General features: G+C 52.0%; 24 protein-coding genes. 3 read left to right on the forward strand and 21 right to left on the reverse strand.

Translation table 11 applies throughout. The annotated features are described in order from the left end of the window. Positions 1-176: 176 nt before the first annotated feature. Positions 177-386 carry a dodecin family protein gene (locus E308F_RS10875; protein ID WP_083476461.1) on the forward strand — a complete coding sequence of 70 codons (210 nt, stop codon included), beginning with the start codon at positions 177-179 and terminating at the stop codon, positions 384-386. Between the two features lie 36 nt (positions 387-422). Here the strand turns inward: E308F_RS10875 and hepT are convergent, their stop codons facing one another. The 7 genes from hepT to E308F_RS10910 form a co-directional block, all read right to left on the reverse strand. After that, complete coding sequence (gene hepT, locus E308F_RS10880; RefSeq protein ID WP_141264918.1) at positions 423-845, reverse strand: type VII toxin-antitoxin system HepT family RNase toxin; 423 nt, start codon at positions 843-845, stop codon at positions 423-425. Then, positions 838-1,284 carry a type VII toxin-antitoxin system MntA family adenylyltransferase antitoxin gene (mntA, locus tag E308F_RS10885; protein ID WP_141264919.1) on the reverse strand — a complete coding sequence of 149 codons (447 nt, stop codon included), beginning with the start codon at positions 1,282-1,284 and terminating at the stop codon, positions 838-840. Before mntA ends, hepT begins: the two co-directional genes overlap by 8 nt. Before the next feature lie 87 nt (positions 1,285-1,371). Next, on the reverse strand, positions 1,372-1,767 hold the full coding sequence (locus E308F_RS10890; RefSeq protein ID WP_141264920.1) for a secondary thiamine-phosphate synthase enzyme YjbQ: 396 nt from the start codon (positions 1,765-1,767) through the stop codon (positions 1,372-1,374). A 91-nt stretch (positions 1,768-1,858) separates the two neighbouring features. Next, on the reverse strand, positions 1,859-2,539 hold the full coding sequence (locus E308F_RS10895; RefSeq protein WP_141264921.1) for a helix-turn-helix transcriptional regulator: 681 nt from the start codon (positions 2,537-2,539) through the stop codon (positions 1,859-1,861). A gap of 235 nt (positions 2,540-2,774) precedes the next feature. After that, on the reverse strand, positions 2,775-3,989 hold the full coding sequence (locus tag E308F_RS10900) for a dicarboxylate/amino acid:cation symporter (protein ID WP_141264922.1): 1,215 nt from the start codon (positions 3,987-3,989) through the stop codon (positions 2,775-2,777). Positions 3,990-4,300: 311 nt separating this feature from the next. Further along, on the reverse strand, positions 4,301-5,500 hold the full coding sequence (locus E308F_RS10905) for a threonine synthase (RefSeq protein WP_141264923.1): 1,200 nt from the start codon (positions 5,498-5,500) through the stop codon (positions 4,301-4,303). Positions 5,501-5,578: 78 nt separating this feature from the next. Beyond that, positions 5,579-5,986 carry a RidA family protein gene (locus E308F_RS10910; protein ID WP_141264924.1) on the reverse strand — a complete coding sequence of 136 codons (408 nt, stop codon included), beginning with the start codon at positions 5,984-5,986 and terminating at the stop codon, positions 5,579-5,581. A 257-nt stretch (positions 5,987-6,243) separates the two neighbouring features. Between E308F_RS10910 and E308F_RS10915 the strand changes: the two genes are divergently transcribed. Both E308F_RS10915 and E308F_RS10920 read left to right on the forward strand, forming a co-directional pair. Continuing rightward, a complete protein-coding gene (locus E308F_RS10915) occupies positions 6,244-6,522 on the forward strand; it encodes a UxaA family hydrolase (protein WP_253256478.1) in 279 nt (92 codons plus the stop codon). A gap of 2 nt (positions 6,523-6,524) precedes the next feature. Beyond that, positions 6,525-7,685: a UxaA family hydrolase gene (locus E308F_RS10920; RefSeq protein ID WP_141264926.1), complete on the forward strand. Its 1,161-nt coding sequence runs from the start codon at positions 6,525-6,527 to the stop codon at positions 7,683-7,685. Between the two features lie 111 nt (positions 7,686-7,796). Here E308F_RS10920 and sigF read toward each other — a convergent pair whose 3' ends face one another. From sigF to E308F_RS10990, 14 genes are all read right to left on the reverse strand, one after another. Continuing rightward, positions 7,797-8,588 (reverse strand): RNA polymerase sporulation sigma factor SigF, encoded by a 792-nt coding sequence (gene sigF / locus E308F_RS10925; RefSeq protein WP_172613724.1) that lies wholly within the window; start codon positions 8,586-8,588, stop codon positions 7,797-7,799. 33 nt (positions 8,589-8,621) lie between these two features. Next, complete coding sequence (spoIIAB, locus tag E308F_RS10930) at positions 8,622-9,068, reverse strand: anti-sigma F factor (protein WP_141264928.1); 447 nt, start codon at positions 9,066-9,068, stop codon at positions 8,622-8,624. Further along, positions 9,068-9,406 carry an STAS domain-containing protein gene (locus E308F_RS10935; protein WP_141264929.1) on the reverse strand — a complete coding sequence of 113 codons (339 nt, stop codon included), beginning with the start codon at positions 9,404-9,406 and terminating at the stop codon, positions 9,068-9,070. Before E308F_RS10935 ends, spoIIAB begins: the two co-directional genes overlap by 1 nt. 80 nt (positions 9,407-9,486) lie before the next feature. Beyond that, positions 9,487-10,722, reverse strand: coding sequence for a D-alanyl-D-alanine carboxypeptidase family protein (locus E308F_RS10940; RefSeq protein ID WP_141264930.1), 1,236 nt, complete (start codon positions 10,720-10,722; stop codon positions 9,487-9,489). Between the two features lie 72 nt (positions 10,723-10,794). Beyond that, positions 10,795-11,955 (reverse strand): phosphopentomutase, encoded by a 1,161-nt coding sequence (locus tag E308F_RS10945; protein ID WP_172613723.1) that lies wholly within the window; start codon positions 11,953-11,955, stop codon positions 10,795-10,797. 32 nt (positions 11,956-11,987) lie between these two features. Further along, positions 11,988-12,875, reverse strand: a complete 888-nt coding sequence (gene xerD / locus E308F_RS10950; protein ID WP_141264932.1) for a site-specific tyrosine recombinase XerD — start codon at positions 12,873-12,875, stop codon at positions 11,988-11,990. 121 nt (positions 12,876-12,996) lie between these two features. After that, positions 12,997-13,239, reverse strand: coding sequence for a hypothetical protein (locus E308F_RS10955; protein WP_141264933.1), 243 nt, complete (start codon positions 13,237-13,239; stop codon positions 12,997-12,999). A gap of 19 nt (positions 13,240-13,258) precedes the next feature. Next, the gene (gene spoIIM, locus E308F_RS10960) at positions 13,259-13,873 is read right to left on the reverse strand and encodes a stage II sporulation protein M (protein ID WP_141264934.1); all 615 of its coding nucleotides are present in this window, start codon (positions 13,871-13,873) and stop codon (positions 13,259-13,261) included. Between the two features lie 65 nt (positions 13,874-13,938). Next, entirely contained in the window at positions 13,939-14,475 is a 537-nt protein-coding gene (locus E308F_RS10965) for an NUDIX domain-containing protein (protein ID WP_141264935.1), read from the reverse strand. Between the two features lie 67 nt (positions 14,476-14,542). Beyond that, complete coding sequence (gene spo0A / locus E308F_RS10970; protein WP_141264936.1) at positions 14,543-15,316, reverse strand: sporulation transcription factor Spo0A; 774 nt, start codon at positions 15,314-15,316, stop codon at positions 14,543-14,545. Between the two features lie 106 nt (positions 15,317-15,422). Then, positions 15,423-16,742, reverse strand: a complete 1,320-nt coding sequence (spoIVB, locus tag E308F_RS10975) for a SpoIVB peptidase (protein WP_141264937.1) — start codon at positions 16,740-16,742, stop codon at positions 15,423-15,425. 158 nt (positions 16,743-16,900) lie between these two features. Next, on the reverse strand, positions 16,901-18,601 hold the full coding sequence (gene recN, locus E308F_RS10980) for a DNA repair protein RecN (RefSeq protein WP_216364518.1): 1,701 nt from the start codon (positions 18,599-18,601) through the stop codon (positions 16,901-16,903). After that, a complete protein-coding gene (argR, locus tag E308F_RS10985) occupies positions 18,582-19,040 on the reverse strand; it encodes an arginine repressor (protein WP_141264939.1) in 459 nt (152 codons plus the stop codon). Before argR ends, recN begins: the two co-directional genes overlap by 20 nt. After that, entirely contained in the window at positions 18,937-19,896 is a 960-nt protein-coding gene (locus E308F_RS10990; RefSeq protein WP_141264940.1) for an NAD(+)/NADH kinase, read from the reverse strand. The genes argR and E308F_RS10990 overlap by 104 nt, the downstream gene beginning before the upstream one ends. Positions 19,897-19,914: the final 18 nt, after the last annotated feature.

A 19,914-nucleotide genomic window follows, 5' to 3' on the forward strand; every position in this document is an offset into this window, starting at 1 on the left:
CCAGACCAGTCCTGCTAGAGGTTAAATTTATTGGTTCTGTCTTATCAGCTGTCTTGTCACTTAAGGTTATTATAAATCCCGTTTATTACTCCGTCAAGAAAGGGGATTATTCTACCTGGCCGGGGAATAATAAAACCAACAGTAAATATGATTTTTGAAGGAAGGGAGGTTTTCTTTTGCACGTTAAAGTAGTAGAACTGGTGGGCGAATCGCCCCATAACTGGAAGGATGCCGTCCAGCAGGCAGTGGCTGAAGCTAGCCGGGAGGTAAAAAACATCTCTGGCGTAGAGGTTTATAACCTGACTGCCAATGTTAGAGACGGCAAACTAACCGAATTCAAGGCCAATGTGAAAATCGCTTATGCCGATCATAGCGCCGATCTATAAATGTAAGCCCCGGGAATCGCCGGGGCTTTATAGCAGCTAAAAACTCCAACCCAGGTACTTAACAATATAGCGGGCAAACTGACGAAAATCATCAAGGTGGTGGTTCATGATATCGGCCACTTTTTCCATATCTACCTTGCCATATTCATGGACCAGAATATTTCTAAATCCTGACATGCCGGAAATATCCCGGGCAAATTTTTCAGGTAAAACCCCTAGTTCGGCAAGTTCACCAAAAATATTGCTATATTCATCTACAATAATTCCTTCTTCAGCCAGGATATGCGTACCTATATCCAGTACAACCTGGATGCTTAGTTGCAAACCATGTTCTACGATCCAGGCTAGTTCCATATTTTTTTCCAGGTCAGGGGCCTTAACATGTTTATGCTTCTCCAGTTGAGCTAGATAACTTTCCAGCTGTTGCAATTTTCGATTGATAACGGCCGCATCAACCATCCCTTGCACCCCCAAAGCGTCCTTCGGCCATTCTCTTGTGCAGGTACTCCACTTGAATCTTCTGCATGGGCCGGAAATCAAGGTAATCCCGCATGGTTTTTTCGTGGAAAGTTATCCGAACCCGGGTATCGCGGCAGAATAGGAGTTTTCCATCCCGCAGGACACGAAAACGCAGGGGTAAAGGTGCTTCATTAAGGATAACAAAATCCAACGGTTCCCGCAGCTCCTGTCTCATGGCAACAAGCAACTCACTTTTATAACCATAGTGACCCACCGGCGGTAAACGGAGTTCATCCAGAAAAACGGCCACGTCTACATCACTCAGTTTATTCGCCGTTCCCCGGGCGTGGGAACCAAAGAGATAAGCAAACATAATTTCTTTTCTCGTTATCAAGGCCTCCCGCAAGCGTTCTTCCAGCGAAAGGGAAGTATTCTCCATTTAGCTCACCGCTTCGTTCCTACTATTATCTTGCGTTACAGGTATATTATACCATCGGCCTTCCGAAATGTCGAGCAGTCTTTATCGCTATCCCTGCCATACCTTGATATGCACCTTGCGCCGGCGGGGACCGTCGAATTCGCAGAAATAAATGCCCTGCCAGGTACCGAGCACCAGGTTGCCGTTATGGACAATCACCATCTGGCTGCTGCCCATGAGGGAGGTTTTGATGTGAGCCGGCGAGTTGCCTTCGCCGTGGCGGTAACCTCCCGCCGGAACAATTCTGGCCAGAGCCGCCAGGATATCGGCCGCCACATCCGGGTCGGCATTTTCATTTATAGTAACGCCTGCCGTCGTGTGGGGGACGTAGACCAGGCAAAGGCCTTCCTTTACACCCGCCTCCTGTACTGCTCTAGCTGCCAGGTGGGTAATATCAACCATGGCCTCTTTGCTTGGCGTCTGGAGATCAAAGGTAAAAAGCATCCTGTCCTGCCTCCCCAAAATTGCCGCCAACTTTGTCCGGCTTTTTCTTAAGGGCCAAGTTTCCAGCCTGCTCCCCTATCTTCTGATAACTCTATAGTACGGCCCTCCGGTTGCCTTTAAGGGCCCGGGCTTCCTCCAGGTAATTATAAATGGTATATTTTGAAACTGCCAGGGCCTGGGCTACCACATCCACCGCCCCCTTGACCAGGAAAATACCCCGGTCATCAAGCATTTCCACGGCCTTAACCTTTTCTTCCTTGGTCATGACCGGTACCGGTTTGCCCAGTTCCTGCAGGACGTTTTCCACTACGTTGTCAACCACTTCGTTAATGTCCCGGGCAAACTGCTCCTGGGTACGTTCAAAACCTGCTTCCGCCAGGTCCTTTAGCTGGCAAAAGTCTTCTAAAATATTTTTTGCCAGCTGGAACTCAGTAAGATCAAAGTTAATACACAGGCAACCAATGATCTTGCCGCTGTTATCACGGATAAAAATGGTGGAGGATTTCAAGACCTTACCGTCCTTGGTCCGGTTAAGATAGCCGATTAAATCCTCGGTGGCGTCACCGTAACGTTGCAGAGCTTCTAACACCAGATTGGTAACCGGGGCGCCGATTTCTCTATTAGTCACCGATCCGGCTTTGAAAATAAGGGAACTGGACGGCTCGCTGAGATCATGAAGAACAACTTCACAATTTTTACCGAAGGTTGCTGCTATGCCCCTGGCTACGGGCTTCATCGCCTCCAGGGCCGGGTGAATTTGGTCGCTTGCCATGGTTAACCCCCTTGTTAACCTTTATGGTTAGTATTATACAAAAAAATACCTTATTTGTTGAGCTGTTCAAGGAAAATGACTAAGAAACGATTTAAAGCAGGTGTATTAGTCCTTTACCCTTCAGAAAGCAGAATTAACAGTTCAACTAACCCGGTGTTTAAAAAGAAAGGCCAGCTTAGCCGGCCCTAACAAATAAAACAAATAAATTATTCGTGTAAAAATTATTTTACTATTTCTACATTGATACCTTTGTTTCCGGTTTTACCAGTTCTCCTTCGGATTGAGCTACTACTAAGGCACCGGTTGCATCCCCTAAAATATTTAATGGCGTCCTGGCCATGTCTAAAATACGGTCAACGCCTGCTACCAGGGCAATACCTTCAATAGGCAAACCTACAGACTGAAAGACCATGGTCATGACAATCAGAGCAGCGCCAGGCACTCCTACGGAACCAACGGAAGCTAGAATAGCCATGAGGATTATAGTTAGCTGCTGGTTGAGGCCCAGGTGCATGCCAAACACTTCTGAGATAAAGATGGAAGCAATTCCCAGGTAAATACTTGCTCCATCCATATTAATGGTATTTCCTAGCGGGATAGTAAAACTACTGATTGACTTAGGTACACCTAATCTTTCTACCGCTCGCATATTCAGAGGTAAAGCAGCAGCACTTGAACAGGTTGTAAATGCCACAAGAAGTGGTTCAGCTACACCCCGGAAGAAAGTCACTGGCCGCAATTTGCCGACTATAGTAATAAACGGTGTATAGACAATCACAATATGGAGCAGGGCTACCAGGTACATTACGATTATCAATTTTAGCAGTGGTAATAAGACGCCTATGCCGTGTACGCCAACGGTTACAGCAATCAAAGCAAAGACACCAAAAGGAGCATATTCCATAACATAGCCAGTTACTTTTATCATGGTGTTCATAACAATATCAAAGAAATTAAGTACTGGCTGGCCGACCTCACCAAGTGAACTTAAAGCGAAGCCAAATATAATGGCAAAAAAGATCATTGGAAGCAATTCACCTTTGGCCATGGCCTCAATGGGGTTAATCGGAACAATATTGAGCAAGGTTTGGACCATCGAAGGTGGAGTTACTTCTTTAACTTTTAATCCCTCTGTACTTAAGGTAACACCCAGGCCCGGGTGTACCACATTAGCCACGATTAAGCCAAGTGTTACAGCAACGGCAGTAGTAAAAAAATAATATCCTATGATTTTAATTGCCACCCGGCCAAATTTGGCGGCATCGCTCATCCCCGCTGCCCCGGCAATTAAAGATGATACTACCAGGGGGACAACAACCATCCGGATTAAACGAATAAAAAGGTCACCAAAGGGCTGTAACACCTTGGCATTCCACCCGGTAAACTGGAATATTAATCCGGCTACAATACCAAGGATAAAGCCAATAGCTAGCTTTTGCGGTAGTTTCACAACACTCTCCCCTTGTCTTTTTTTAATTTTTGCTGGTGTGGTTTTAAAAGCTTAACATGAGATAACAATCGCGTTTGTCTATAATTCACCACCTCTTCTCTCAATATTGCACCAGATTAAAGCTTGAAGGTTTTTAACCGCCAATATGTGAATACGATCACTATTAACGCTAGCAAGAGTTGTTTAGATAATTCTATCATAGCTTCAGGTCCCATACCGCCAAATATACCCAGGATTTTCGCCATGTTCAGACATCTTCCTGAAAAATTTAGTGTTGGATTCTATATAAATAGAATCCAACCACCCTTTACCTAAATTTCCGCCTCTTTCTCCAGTACCGGCAGGTCTAGCTCTACCATCTCCGGGTATTTCAGACCGCTACCGGTGTTTAGAACGACCACCTTTTCATCGGGCTTCAGGAAACCGCTTGTCAGCAATTTTTGCGCCCCGGCGACGGCAGCGGCGCCCTCGGGGCAAATAAACATGCCCTCTGTCCTGGCGACAAGTTTTACCGCTGCCAGAATCTCGTCGTCACTAACACTTACCGCCGTACCGCCGCTTTCGTAAACCGCCTCTAGTACCAAAAAATCACCTAAAGCCTTGGGCACCCGGATCCCGCCGGCAATAGTCTGCGCACCATGGAAAAACTCCGATTCTTTTTTGCCTTCCTGGAAAGCCTTAACAATGGGAGAACACCCTTCGGCCTGGACGGAAATCATCTTGGGTAAGGGCCCTTTAATCCAGCCAATATCCTGGAGTTCTTGCAGGGCTTTCCAGATGCCGATGATACCCACCCCGCCGCCGGTAGGATAGAGGACGGCATCGGGTAGCTCCCAGTTAAATTGCTCGGCAATTTCCAGGCCCATGGTCTTCTTGCCTTCAATGCGGTAGGGCTCTTTTAGAGTTGAAGCATCAAACCAGCCGTATTTTTTCACCCCCTGTGCGATGATTTTCCCGGCATCGGAGATTAAACCTTTAACCAAATAAGTCCGGGCACCGCTGACCACACACTCTTTTTTAGCCAGATCAGGAGCATCAACAGGCATGGCAATAATCATTTCCATCCCCGCCTTGGCCCCATAGGAAGACCAGGCACCACCGGCATTGCCGGCTGTAGGCATGGCAATGGCTTTAATTCCTAATTCCTTAGCTTTAGAAACGCCTAGGGCTGCACCCCGGGCCTTAAAAGTCCCGGTTGGATTTAAGCCCTCATCTTTGATATAAAGGTGCTTAAATCCAAGCTCCCTTCCCAGGTTGTTGGCAGTAAAGATAGGAGTAAAACCTTCTCCCAGGGAAACGATATTTTCTTCCCGCTCCAAAGGCAAAAACTCCCAGTAACGCCAGAGATCGGCCCGCCGGCTTTTTAAGTCCTCTTTTTTAACAGCCTGCCCCAGGCGTTCCAGATCATAACGCACCAGCAGTGGAGAACCACACTGGCAGAGATTATGAATCTCTGTTGCTGTATAAGTACTGTGGCACCTCGGACACTCCAAGCAACGGACAAAACTCATCCTCTCTTCCTCCTCGAACGTCGCCTTGAGCTAAATGTACCTATAGCTAAATAATATTCCTCCTAGCGCTATTCTTGTTTACTCTAGTGTTTGCTTATCTCCGGCAACAACCGCGACTGCCTCAATCTCCACAAGTACATTTTTGGGTAACCGAGCCACTTCCACGCAGGAACGCGCCGGGGGTTCTTTGGCAAAATAACGGCTGTAAACTTCATTGATGACACCAAAATCATTCATATCCTTAATGTACAGTGTTATTTTAACAACGTCATCCAGGCTGGCTCCTGCAGCAGACAGCACGGCCTGCAAATTGGCCATCACCCTGGCCGTCTGCTCGGCCACCCCACCTTCCACAACCTGGCCGTTGGCCGGGTCAATGGGAATTTGACCGGAAGTAAAAATAATATTGCCAACTTTAATAGCCTGGGAATAAGGACCAATAGCTGCCGGTGCCCCATCAGTTGCAATAACATTTTTGAGCGACAACTAAACATCATCCTTTCAAGTTTGCCTAATATATCCTTTGGTTGGTAATTATTATTCGCCATTACTATAAATTTTCCTGCTGCATCTTACAATTTTTTTGTAATACTTGCTTGTTTTTTATGGGGATCTACTATTAAATTTTGCCTTGACACTATTAACAGAAGGTTGTACAATAAATGTGGTCCTACCACAGACCTCATACTTTATGCCTTCCAGATGAGTCCTTTTCTTACATTTCCGGAGAGGGGGAACCTGAAGTGGAAAAATTTTTTGTCCATGACAAGCGGGATACCGTTGGTGTGGCCGTGGCCGATATCCAGGCCGGCGAGACGGTTAGCGGATGGGTGATGGAAGACAACTCCATCATTACCGTAAAGGCCTTGAGCGACATCAAACTCGGCCACAAGATTGCCCTTAAGGACATCGCCAATGGTGAAACGGTAATCAAGTACGGCGAACCAATCGGCAAAACCGTAGCCCCCATTGCCAAAGGCGAACATGTCCACGTCCATAATTTAAAAACTGCGAGGTGGTAAAAATGACCGGGACCAAATTCATGGGCTACCGCCGGGAAAACGGTAGCGTCGGCGTCCGCAACCGGGTAGTTATTCTTCCCTTAGATGACCTTTCCAATGCTGCCGCCGAAGGTGTAGCCAAACTCATTGACGGCACCATCGCCCTGCCCCACCCCTATGGCCGCCTCCAATTCGGCGAAGACCTGGAACTCTTCTTCCGCACCTTAATCGGCACCGGCTCCAACCCCAATGTGGCGGCCTGCATCGTCATCGGAATTGAACCCAACTGGACCAACCGCGTGGTGGAAGGCATCGCCAAAACCGGGAAACCCGTGGCCGGCTTTGCCATTGAGCGCTACGGCGACCTGAAGGTCATTGAAATGGCTTCCCGCAAGGCTATCGAATTTGTCCAGTATGCTACCGAATTGCAAAAAGAGGAATGCGATATCTCCGAACTGGTCGTCAGCATCAAGTGCGGCGAGTCCGACACCACCTCTGGATTAGCCTCCAATCCTTCCATAGGTAACGCTGTCGATCGCCTGATCGATATGGGTGCCACCGTCCTCTTCGGCGAGACTTCCGAGCTTACCGGTGGCGAGCACCTGGTAGCCGCCCGTTGCGCCACCCCGGAGATCCGGGAACAGTTCATGCAGAGCTTTAAATCCTACAGCGACTTTATTATTTCCCAGGGCGTCGATCTCTGCGGCTCCCAGCCTACAGAAGGCAATATCGCCGGCGGCCTGACTACCATCGAAGAAAAGGCCCTCGGTAACATCCAGAAAATCGGCAAGCGGGCCCTGATCCAGGGTGTCCTCCAGCCCGCCGAAGCCCCCAAAGGTAAGGGTTTGTGGTACATGGAGACCTCTTCTGCCGGCGCTGAAGCCGTGACCCTTTTTGCTGCCGGCGGCTCGGTCCTGCACTTCTTCACCACCGGCCAAGGCAACATTGTCGGCAATCCCATCATCCCGGTAATCAAGATATCGGCCAACCCGGTAACGGTCAGTACCATGAGCGAGCACATTGACGTCGACCTGACAGGCCTGCTGCGCCGGGAAATGGACCTGGACGGTGCCGGCACCGCCATCCTGGATATGTTTATCCGTACCCTGAACGGCCGTTATACCTGCGCCGAGGCCCTGAACCACAAGGAATTTATCCTCACCAAACTTTACCGCAGCGCTTAATATTATAGTATCCTTACCTGACGGCCGATGGCCGGCGGTATCATGGTAAAAATAATAATTGGGAGACGAAAAGCGATTGGCATTCGCTCCAGTCTCCCACTTTTTTATGTTTCACCCATTTTCTTTATCTGCCGGCGACGCCCCTTTGTTTCCCTCCGCCTGCAACAGTTCCCTGACTTTTTGCAAGGCCTGGCGCTCGATGCGGGAAATCTGCACTTGCGACAATCCCATACGGGCTGCCACTTCGGCCTGGGTTTTATCCTGGAAAAAACGCATGACCAGGACCCGCCGGTGTTTCTCCGGAATCTTTCGCAGCACTTCTTTTATAGCAATTTTATCCAGCCATGCTGTCTCTTCCCCTTCCTCTGTAGCCAGTTGGTCCAAAACGTAAATTGGATCGCCGTCATCCTGGTAAATGGTATCGTGGATGGACCCCGGCATCTGTACGGCTTCCAGGGCGGCTACTATTTCCTCCCGGGAAAGATCCATAGCTTCGGCTATTTCGCTAATAGATGGTTCCCGGCCCAGTTTTTTGGCCATTTCCTCACGGGTACGGTTGACCTTGAAAGCTGTCTCCTTTAGAGAACGACTTACTTTAACGGTGCTATCATCGCGCAAAAACCGTCTGATTTCCCCTAAAATCATAGGAACGGCATAGGTGGAAAACCGCACCTGGTAGCTCAGGTCGAATTTGTCAATGGCTTTGATCAGGCCAATGGTGCCGATCTGGAACAGGTCCTCCAGCTCATAGTTGCGATGTTCAAAGCGCTGGACCAGGTTGAAAACCAGCTTGAGGTTGCAATTAATCAACCGCTCCCGGGCTTCTTTATCCCCCGCCTTGGCCCGGCGTAACAGCTCTTCTGTTTCAGCCTCAGACAGGAGGGGAAAGCGGGGCAGGTTCATTTCCGACAAGCGCACTTTAAATCGCCACCCCGGTTACTTTCCAGCCTCTCCTTTGAAGGCTTTAAACATCTTCACCCGCGTCCCCCGGTTGACCTCCGAGGTCACTTCCAGGTCATCCATGAAGGATTGCATAAAGGCGAAGCCCAGCCCCATCCTTTCGGGATCAGTGGAGTAGGCCGGTTGCATGGCCGTGGCCACATCGGGAATACCGCAGCCTTTATCCTCCACGGTAATTACCAGCCCCGCTGCCGTGCGCTCCACGGCCACCCGTACTATACCCCGGGGTTCTCCTCGATAACCGTGGATGATGGCATTGGACACCGCTTCGGAAACCGCAACTTTAATCTCTTCCAGTTCATTCAAGGTCATATCTACCTGGGCGGCAAAGGTGGCAACCGCCACCCTGGCCAGCCCGACATTTTCCGGCAGGCTTAAAAACTCAAGGGCCATGCTGTTTTTAACTTGCGCCTCACCAGCCATCAGTCAACCCCTCCCGCAGTTTCTGGCCCATCGGGATGGATGGTCATAATTTTACTAAGGCCGGATATTTCCAGCAACCGCCTTACCTGGGGCTGGGGCCGGCAAATGACCACCCTGCCTCCCTGCTTCTTTAAATCCCGGTAACGGCCCAGGATTACCCCCAGCCCTGAACTATCCATAAAGGTAACTCCTTCCAGATCCAGCAGCAATACTTCTGGGCGGGCGTGATCCAGGCTGGCTTCCAGTTCCCGGCGCAAAGCGTCGGCGCTTTCCAGGTCAACTTCTCCCTTGACCCGCGCCCAGAGTTCTTTACCTTCCATGCTAAAAAATACCTGCAAAGGAAAAACCCCCTCGTTACGATCTCCGAAGGGGTTAATTCGCTCTTCACCGGCTTTCTTCCTGCTAAATAATGGTAAAATTATTGTCGAATGGTGAAAACGGCCCGGATTGCCCTGGTAATCTCCTGGCCCAGGGATGCCCTGGCTACCCCTTCGCCGGTCACCAGGTCGACGTGGTCGATCTCTTTACCATCCCTGAAGACCGTCACCTGGCCGACCTTCTGACCCTCATTAACGGGAGCATTTAAAAGCGGCGGTAAATCTACCCTGGCAGTTACCTTTTCGGCCTTGCCCCGGATGCGGCTAACCCGCGCCCCAACTTTAGCCGTGGTGACGGCTTTGACCTGTTCCACTCGGCCCTTGCCTACCGGTACGGTGGCTACTACCTGGCCGGGGCCATAGAGCTGCTGGAAGGCCCACTGTTTATAGGCCCAGTTATAAAGCTTCATGGAATCGGTGAAATTGCCCCGGGGGGTTTCCACGCCCATAACTACGGCGATTAAACGCAGGCCATCCCTTTCGACCGTTGATACCAGGTTCAAGCCGGCGGCATCGGTAAAGCCGGTTTTAAAGCCGTCGGTACCCGGGTACCAGTAAAGCATTTTATTTGTATTGTCCAGGATGGACAATGGTTCCCGGCGGAAGGTGTAACGTTTGATAGAGGTCCACTCCCTGATTTTGGGGTACTTCAAGGCATAACGGGCAATAACAGCCATATCGTAGGCGGAAGTATAGTTTTGCTCATCATGGAGGCCATGGCAGTTGGCAAAATGAGTATTTTTCAAGCCCAGTTCTTTGGCCTTAGCATTCATCATGGCCACAAAGGCTTCCTCCGAGCCGGCCAGGTGTTCGGCCACGGCCACTGCCGCGTCGTTGGCCGAAGCCACGGCGATGGCAATGAGCATCTGCTCAAGGGGGAAAGTCTCCCCCGCAGCCAGGAAGACTTCCGAACCGCCAAAACTTTCAGCCCGCTCGCTGGTCTGCACCGGTTCATCCAACCTGGCCTGGCCATTGGCCACCATGTCCATGGCTACTATCATAGTCATCAGCTTGGTCATGCTGGCCGGGTAGTAACGGGCATGGGCATTCTTCTCCCAGAGGACCTCCCCCGTCTGGGGGTCCATAAGGATGGCCCCTTTGGCGTTCAGGGTCAGGCTTGCTGCTGCTTGGTTGCCTGCAGCAGCCTGCGCCGGTTGTGCATCCGCCGGCAGGGCCCCGGCCGCGTCTGTTGGCCCCGAACTTGCAGCCAGCAGTAACCCTGGAAGCAAGCACAGTCCCAGGATGACCGCCAGTAGTAGAACTCCTGTTTTACGCACCCCACCGCCCTCCTCGCCAGGCTTGTTCTCTTTTAACTTATATTAGCGAGAGGGGGAAAATATGAGCATTTATTACATCAATATAGAAGCAAAACTCTCCCCGGCCAGGTTATAGGGGACATCCAAAAGATCGGCAACAGTAGCCCCCAGGTCGGCAAAGGTAGGGCGCACGCCAATATTTACTGGCCTGATTTGCCTCCCACAAACCAGAAGGGGGACATACTCCCGGGAGTGATCGGTGCTGGGGGTGGTGGGGTCGCAACCGTGGTCGGCGGTAAGCACCAGGACATCATTCTCGTTTAACGCCTCGAGCAACTCCGGCAGGCGCCGGTCAAAGGCCTCCAGGGCGGCAGCATAGCCGGCCACGTCGTTGCGGTGGCCATAGCGCATATCAAAATCCACCAGGTTGGTGAAGATAAGGCCGCGGCCGCCTTCTCGCATAAAGTTACACGTCTGATCGACGCCGTCCATATTATCATGGGTATGAATCCAGCGGCTGATGCCCCGGCCGGCAAAGATATCTTTTATTTTACCGACCGCCATGACCTGGAGGCCGGCGCTTATGACGGCATCCAGCAGTGTAGGCCGGGGCGGCTCCAGGGAAAAATCCTGGCGCCGGTCCGTACGAATGAAATGCCCCGGTTCCCCGACAAAGGGCCGGGCAATTACCCGGCCTACCGCGTGTTCACCCGTCAGCAGTTGCCGGGCAATTTTACAGTAACGGTAGAGTTCCTGGACGGGGATAACGTCTTCATGGGCTGCTATCTGGAAGACACTGTCGGCCGAGGTGTAAACAATGGGGTAACCGGTGCGCATATGTTCGACGCCCAATTCCTCAATAATAACCGTACCGGAGGCCGGTTTGTTGCCCAGGACCTTGCGGCCGATGGCCTTTTCAAAGGGCTCGATGATCTCTGGGGGGAAGCCGTGGGGATAAAGAGGGAAGGGACGCTCTAAAATCAGGCCGGCCAGCTCCCAGTGACCGCTGGTAGTATCCTTACCGGCCGTCCGGGAAGCCATTTTTCCATAGGCGGCTGCAGGTGCGGCTACCGGGGCAATGCCCTTGAGGGGAATAATATTGCCCAGTCCCAGCCGGGCCATATTCGGCAGGTGCAGGTCCACCGTAGCGGCGATATTCCCCAGGGTATTGCTGCCCTCGTCGCCAAATTTTCCGGCATCTGGCAGTTCACCTACACCAACGCTGTCGAGAACGATGATTATAACGCGATCGATGGCCATTGCAGCTATTGCCTCCATAAATGTTCTCACGCCCGCGGGTGGGTCCGGTCGTACACCTCGCGAATCTTTTTCCTGGTAAGATGGGTGTAAATCTGGGTTGTACCAATATCGGCATGGCCCAAAAGCTCCTGGACTGAACGCAGGTCAGCGCCATTTTCCAGCAGGTGGGTGGCAAAGGAATGGCGCAAGGTATGGGGCGTAATTTCCTTTTTCAAGTTGGCCGCCCGGGCATATCCTTTAAGAATTTTCCAGCAGCCCTGGCGGGAAAGGCGCCGACCGTGCTGGTTGACAAAAAGGGCCGGCTCCATCTTCTTTTTGATTAGTTTCCCCCGCCCGTTCTCCAAGTATGTCCGCACGTGAAAACAGGCCACCTGGCCCATGGGAACCACCCTTTCCCGCGACCCCTTGCCCAGGCAGCGGATAAATTCCCCCTCCAGGTTGACCTGGTCCACATTGAGGGCCACCAGTTCCGAGACCCGCAGGCCTGTGGCATAAAGCAATTCCAGCATGGCCTTATCCCTTAAACCCGCAGGCGTATCCGGGCGCGGCTGGCTGAGGAGCCTCTCAACTTCATCCACTGTCAATACCTGGGGTAGTTTTTTTATTTGCCGCGGGGATTCCAAGTTGGCCGTAGGATCGCTATCCACCAGGCGTTCCCTTAATAAAAAGTGGTAAAAGGATTTTAAGGCAGCCAGGTGCTGGGAAATCGTCGCCGGTGACCGGCCTTCCTGCTGCAATTTCACCAGGTAGGCTACCAGTAAGCCATGATTAACCTCGCGCAAAGATTTTACCTTGCTATTTTCCAGGTACTGCAAAAATTGTTGCAGGTCACTGTTATAGGAAGCCAGGGTATTTTCCGCCAGTCCCCTTTCTACCACCAGATAGTAAAGGAATTCATCCACCAGCTCACGCACGGCGCACCACCATTCCCCTTAAGTTTACCAGATTATTTCCACATGTACAGGTAAAAGTCCTCCATCGTCACCAAAAAAAGCCATAAAAAACCCGCCTGCTAAAGGCGGATCTTTCTACCACTTATTCACCCCGGTAAAAGCTCCTTAATTTCTCTAATAATCCCTCCAGGTGGGCTGCTTCCCCTGCCGCTGGGGCAGCAGCCGGCTGATCCTGCTGCCGGACGGCAGCCGGGGTGTTGCTTTGCCCTGCCAGGTTGGACCGGCCACTGCCTACCATCTGGCCCAGCAAGACAGCGGCCACCAGTATAGCTGCCAGCAGCCAGACAAGCTTTTGCCGCCATTTACTAATGGTAACAACAATCATCCCCTATCCCTCCAAACTTTTAAAAATAATTGAGTACCACCCTGACAAAAACCGGCGCGAGATATGCCTCCACCAGGCCCCCGCCCGCTACCAGCAGCGTGACCAGCAGCATAAAAATGGAATAGTTTAAAAATCGCGGTAAAATGCCCCTTTCATTAAAGCTTCGCCCGTGCATTAAACTGGTAGAAAAGGAAATGCCCAGCATAGCCGCCACAAATAAGGCCGGAATCTGGATAAGGTTAGGTGGCATGATGGCCATCAGCGACAGGGCCACACCATGGATGGCTTTCTGCTGCACCAAAAAACCGACAGTGAAACCAAGGATAAAGCCCTTTAAGAAGACAACGACAATAATCAAAGGTATGCCAATTACCGTTAAGCCCAAAAACCATACCAGACCGATCTCTTTAAGGGCATTGATAATGGCCTGTTGAACGACTTTATACCCGCTTATATCGCTGCTGTTAAATTGCTGCAAGAGGTTATCCAGGTAGGCGGCCAGCTGGAGCACCTGCTGTTCCTCGAGGAAGTAAAGGGTAACTGTTCCGGCAATAATTCCTCCCAGGAAAAAGAAAAATATGACCAGATATAAGCCCAGGTTGTCCCTGATGTGCCTGGCAAGGGCCCTTTCCACCTCATTCCCTCCCCGGCCGCTCAGTCAAATATCATCCCCTAGATAGTTATGCCGCCTGGGGATATTTATGCCTGCAAAGTACGGGCGGCGGCCAGCAAACCGGCAATACTCTTGGCATCCTGGATAGTACCCTTAAAGATCTCGGCCACGGCGGCAGCCAGAGGTAGCCGTACCACTTCCAGAAATTCATCGGCATCAGCTTCTTCCCGGTGAGGTTCGAGGCCGGTGGCCATAAAAAGGTACATGATTTCATTGGAAAAGCCCGGTGTTGAATAGAAGGTTAAAAGCAGCTGCCATTCGGCAGCTTGGAGGCCTACTTCCTCCGCCAGCTCTCTCCGGGCGCAATTTACCGGTTCTTCCCCGGCATCAAGTTTGCCGGCGGGGATCTCCAGTGTTATCCGGCCAATAGGGTAACGGTACTGGCGAACAAGATAAACGTTTTTTTCTTTATCGAGAGCGATAATTGCTACAGCGCCCGGGTGTTCAACAACTTCGCGGCTGGCTTCATTGCCATCGGGTAGCCGCACCCGGTCCCGGCGCAAATTCAATATACGTCCTTCATAAATGCGCTCAGAACTCAGCAGCACTTCGGTAAGATCCATATTTCGTTCTCCCTCCAAAAAAAGATAAGAAACTGGCATTACGCCAGTTCCCCTGACCTCCCGTATATCAGTTTGTCTTGGCGCCTATTCTTAGTTTATCTGCTATCATGGCAATAAATTCCGAGTTGGTCGGTTTGCCCCGTTCTACGTTAATAGTATAACCAAAGAACTTATTCATCATCTCCACGTTGCCTCGGTCCCAGGCCAGCTCGATGGCATGGCGGATGGCGCGTTCTACCCGGCTGGGCGTGGTCATAAATTTCCTCGCCACCAGGGGGTAAAGCTCTTTTGTCACCGCGCCCAAGAGGCTCACGTCGTCGATTACCATCAGGATGGCTTCACGTAAGTATTGATAACCCTTAATGTGAGCCGGGACCCCCATCTGATGGATAATCTTGGTTACTTCAACATCCATATTGCGACCGCTGCGATTTAACTGGGCCGGTGGCGCGGGCAAGGAGTATCCGTTGGCCAGTTGCCGTAAACGGTTGCCCAGCACTTCCAGGTCAAAGGGTTTAAGTATGTAATAATCAGCCCCCAGCTCCATGGAACGCAAGGTCGTGCTCTCCTGGCCCAAAGCCGTAAGGATTACTATTTTCGGCCGCGGTTCGTAGTTTAAATCATTGAGCCGTTCCAGGACACCGATACCGTCAAGATGCGGCATAATAATATCTAGAATTACAACGTCCGGCTCTTGCTCCTGGATAAGCTGCAGGGTTTCATGGCCATTATGGGCTATCCCTGACAAAACAAAATCCTGCTGCCTGTTAAAAAATTCCTCAAGTACTTCACAAAATTCCCGATTATCATCGGCGATTAATACCTTTATGGGGTCTTTCATTGTATTTCATCCCGCCTCCTAAAGACCCGTGTCATTTTAGTCGAGATAGTTTTCGACGCCGATAAGGGATAATCCTTCCAATCGCATAAAGAGGCAAAACTTTTGGTTATCCAACATCATTTTCCATTATATGTAATTTCCCAGGGGATTCGACGACAGTTCCCCTGGTCGGTGAGACAAGATCTGTTTCCTGCAGCATCCATTCGGCCAGCACTCCATACCCCCTGGTAGGATCGTTAATAAACACATGGGTCACAGCTCCCACCAGTTGCCCATCCTGGATAATGGGACTGCCGCTCATACCCTGGATAATTCCCCCTGTTAAGGCCAGTAGCCGGGGATCGGTTATCCGTAAAATAAGCCCTCTACCACTGGCTCGCTGGTGGAGCATTACCCGTTCAATTTCCACCTGAAACCTTTCTACCTTCTCTCCCTCAACTACTGTTAAGATTTCGGCGGGTCCCGGGCGCACCGTCTCCGCCAGGGCAACCGGCAAAGGTGAGGTAAAATAGCCCGGAATATTACCCGTTATTGTCCCAAATATGCCAACTGTGGTATTTTTCTTGATTATGCCGCTAAAACTGCTGTTTTCCAGAAAAACACCTATTTTTTCCCCGGGCTGGCCCCGTCTCCCCTGATGGATCCCCTGGATGGCGGCCGCGACAATCCGGCCACCGCTGATATTCATTCCCGTCTGGCCGTCACCGGTAACGATATGCCCTAAAGCGCCGAAGACACTCTTGTCCCGGTCATAAAAGGTTAACGTCCCCACACCGGCGGTACTGTCCCGGACAAAGATGCCGATCCGGTAACGCCCCGTCTCCCGGCAGTACAGGGGCTGGATATTTAAGCTAAACAAATGCTCATCCCTTCTGACCGTTAGCCTTAAAGAGCGCTTGGCACGGCCGGCAGCATCGATCAAGGATGCCACTTCCTGATCACTGCTAACCTTCTGGCCATCAATGGCTACGATGGTATCACCCGTTTCCAGGCCGGCCTGCCGCGCCGGGTAAAGCTTGTTGCCCTGGTTGTCCGTTACGGCTGCCTGGCCCACGACCATTACCCCTTCTGTTTTGAGCAGGACGCCAATGGCCTGGCCGCCTGGAAAAACACTGACCGGCTGGACCATCTGCACGGTAATATTTTTTAAGGGAATAAGACCAAATAATTTTAATTGGAGCTGCCACCAGCCCGGGCGACCCTGGCTGGCCGTACTGATTTCATCCAGGCTGTTAACCTGCACTTCTACCTGCCGGGCCAGGCCCGGCGGTAGTTCCCAGTTTAGCTTAAAAGGCGCCGCCGTTGACAGGCGCAGCATCTGGGGCAGACTAAAAAACCCGCGTACCGGCGGGAGCATTCCTCCATACAATAACAATGCCGCCAGCACCAGGCCGAAAACCTGGCGCCCCAGGCGTTTCAAGGGCACCACCCCCATTCAGGGATTTTATTTTTGCTTTCTAAACATAAAATAACCTCAGGCCGTCGCTTTTATGCTGTTAAAAACGTCCTGAGGAGGAGATATAGCCTGCATTAGGAAGCGTTCAGGTGCTAATTTATGATTTTTAAATGTCAATAACATAAATTTCAATTTTTGGCCTGCGACTGTTCTAAAAGGGCGGCCGCATGCTCCCTGGCAATCGGGCTTGTTTCCCCGGATAACAACCGGGCCAGTTCTTCCACCCTGGCCTCACCCGTTAATTTTTCAACTCTGGTAAAGGTACGCCCACCCTGGACAACCTTACTAACCCGGTAATGCTGCCCGGCAACACCGGCCAGTTGCGCCGAGTGAGTAATGCAGAGAACCTGGTGGCGCCGGCCAATGGCCGCCAAAGTTCTGGCCACCGCGCGGGCGGCAGCACCGCCCACCCCGGCATCAATTTCGTCAAAAATCAAAGTTGGCACTGCATCAACATCAGCTAAGATACTCTTGCAGGCCAGCATTACCCGCGCCATTTCCCCGCCTGAGGCAATCTGAGCCAGGGGACGGCTCCCTTCCCCGGGGTTGGGTTGGAAGAGAAAAGTTACCGTATCCATCCCTGCGGGTCCCGGCAGGGACGCTTCCGTGCAGGCTATTGTTACCCGGGCCGCAGGCATGGCCAGGTCATGCAATACAGCGGTTATCTCCGCAGCCAATTTTTGCGCTGCCTTCAAGCGCTGCCGGCGTAACCGCAGGGCTGCTTCCCGGTACTTGGTTTCAGCGGCAGCTATTTCTTTTTCCATGGCCGCCACTCTGGCTGCCCTTTGCTCCAGGCCCTCCAAAGCTGTTGCCGTCTCCGCCTGATAGCGCAGGATGGCCGGAATATCGTTCCCGTATTTACGCTTTAAGTTTTTAATCAATTCCAAGCGTTCCTCAATTTCTTTTAATCTTTGCGGGTTATAGTCCAGCTCTTCCCCGTAACGGCGGATACCGCGGGCTACCTCTTCCACCTGGGCGGCGGCAGCTTCCAGTAAATTTTGCCAGGGTTTAAGGCCAGCATCGATGCCAGCCATGGTATCCAGAATTGCCGCTGCCTGGCTGATGCGGTCATAGGCCGCCCTGCCTTCTTCCCCAAAAAGGGCAGCGTAAACTGCAACAGCCCCTTCAGCCAGCCTGGCCGCATTATTTAGGATCTCCCGTTCCCGGAGTAATTCTTCATCTTCACCCGGTCTTAAATTAGCGGCAGATATTTCCTTTAGCTGGTAAGTTAACAGGTCACGCTGCCGTTCCCTTGCCGCCGCGTCGCCACCGAGTTCTTCTAGCTCATTTTGTAAATTCTGCCATTTTGTGTAAAGTTCTTTAACTTGCGCCCTCAGTTCCATTAAACCCGCCACACCGTCAAGCAGGTCCGTCTGAGAGGCGGGCCTGAGAATTGACTGGTAAGCGTGCTGGCCGTGGATATCGACCAGCATCTGGCCAATTCTCTGGTACATACTTAAAGTGAGACTGCGGCCGTTAACGCGGCAGCTATGCCGGCCGCTGCGGCTGATTTCCCGGCTGAGCAAAAGGGTCCCGTCGGCCTCAACTGGGACACCAAATTCGGCCAGGACTTCTTCCAGTCCAGGTATGCCGGCGGTCTGAAAAAGCCCGCGCACCAGGGCCCGTTCGGCACCGGAACGGATATACTCCGCTGAAGCCCGCGCCCCCACCAGAAGCCCCACGGCATCGACAATGATGGACTTTCCGGCGCCGGTTTCGCCAGTGAGGACCGTTAGCCCGGGTTCCAGGTCCAGCTGCAGGGATTCGATCAGGGCAAAATTTTCGATTTGCAGTTCCTGGAGCATGGCCTCACCCTTCCCTGAGCTCATCAAAGCGCTTTAAAACCGCAGCCACGGCTTCTTTGGGTTTAACAATGACCAGGATGGTATCATCCCCGGCTACCGTTCCTATAATCTCCGGCCAGGCCACGTTATCCAGGCAGGAGGCAACGGCATGGGCCGTCCCCGGCAGGGTGCGGATTAAAATCAAGTTTTCACTGTCGTCTACCTTAACCACAGAATCTTGAAAGAGGCGCTGCAAGCGGCCATAGACGTTGACCGGGGGCTGTCCCGGCGGTGCGGCGTAGCGATAGAGATTCTCCCCCGCCGGCACTTTAACCAGGCCCAGTTCTTTAATATCTCTGGAAACGGTAGCCTGAGTCACCTTAAGCCCGTGCTTGTTGAGTTCCCGGGCCAGCTGTTCCTGGGTAGTTACCGGGGTCCTGGCTATGATTTCCAGAATCAGCTGCTGGCGCCTGGCTTTCGTCATACTGCCGGCTCCCCCCTTCCCGCAATTTCTCCCGTACCAGGCTGTAAAAGGTGTTATTTTTTAAACGTATCAGGCGCGTAGGTACTTCCGCTCGCGTCACGGTAACGACGTCCCCGTTCTCCAGGCGCCATCCCTGCTGGCCGTCAACAGTTAGCATGACTTCCGCTCCCTGGGCATGGACATGGACCCTGATCTGCTGTTCCGCCGGTACAACCAGGGGCCGGCTATAAAGGGTATGGGGACAGATGGGCGTTAATATCATCACCTGCAGCTGCGGTGATACCAGGGGGCCGCCGGCCGACAGGGAATAAGCCGTTGAACCCGTAGGTGAGGAGATAATGAGGCCGTCAGCCGGATAAGTGTCCAGGTAGGCCGGGCCGATATAAACCTCCAGGCGGAGCATGCGGGAAAAAGCGCCCTTGGTAATTACAACATCATTTAAGGCCTGGCAGTGGAGGGCCTGGTCCGGTCGCCTGACGGCACCCTGGAGCATCATCCGCTCTTCCAGGCGGTAACCACCGGCCAGGAGCTTATCAAGGGCGGGATAAAGTTCAGCCAGCTCAATTTCTGTTAAAAAACCCAGGTGACCCAGGTTGACGCCGAGAATGGGCGTAGCGGCACCGGCAACTATTCGCGCCGCCCGCAGGAGGGTGCCGTCACCACCTAGAGCTAAAAGGCAATCGGCACCTGCCAGCTCTTTTTCCGGCACGCCCTTTTCCGGGCAGCCCAGGGCGGCAGCTTTGCTGGTGGATACCAGTACCCTCACACCGCGGTCTTCCAGGTAGGCCATGATTTCCAGGGCTACTTCCTTTACCCTCGGCTTATCCAGGTTGGCCACCATACCAATCTGCTGCAATTGACTCCCTCACTTCAA

This window comes from Moorella sp. E308F (assembly GCF_006538365.1).
Lineage (GTDB): Bacteria > Bacillota > DSM-521 > Neomoorellales > Neomoorellaceae > Neomoorella.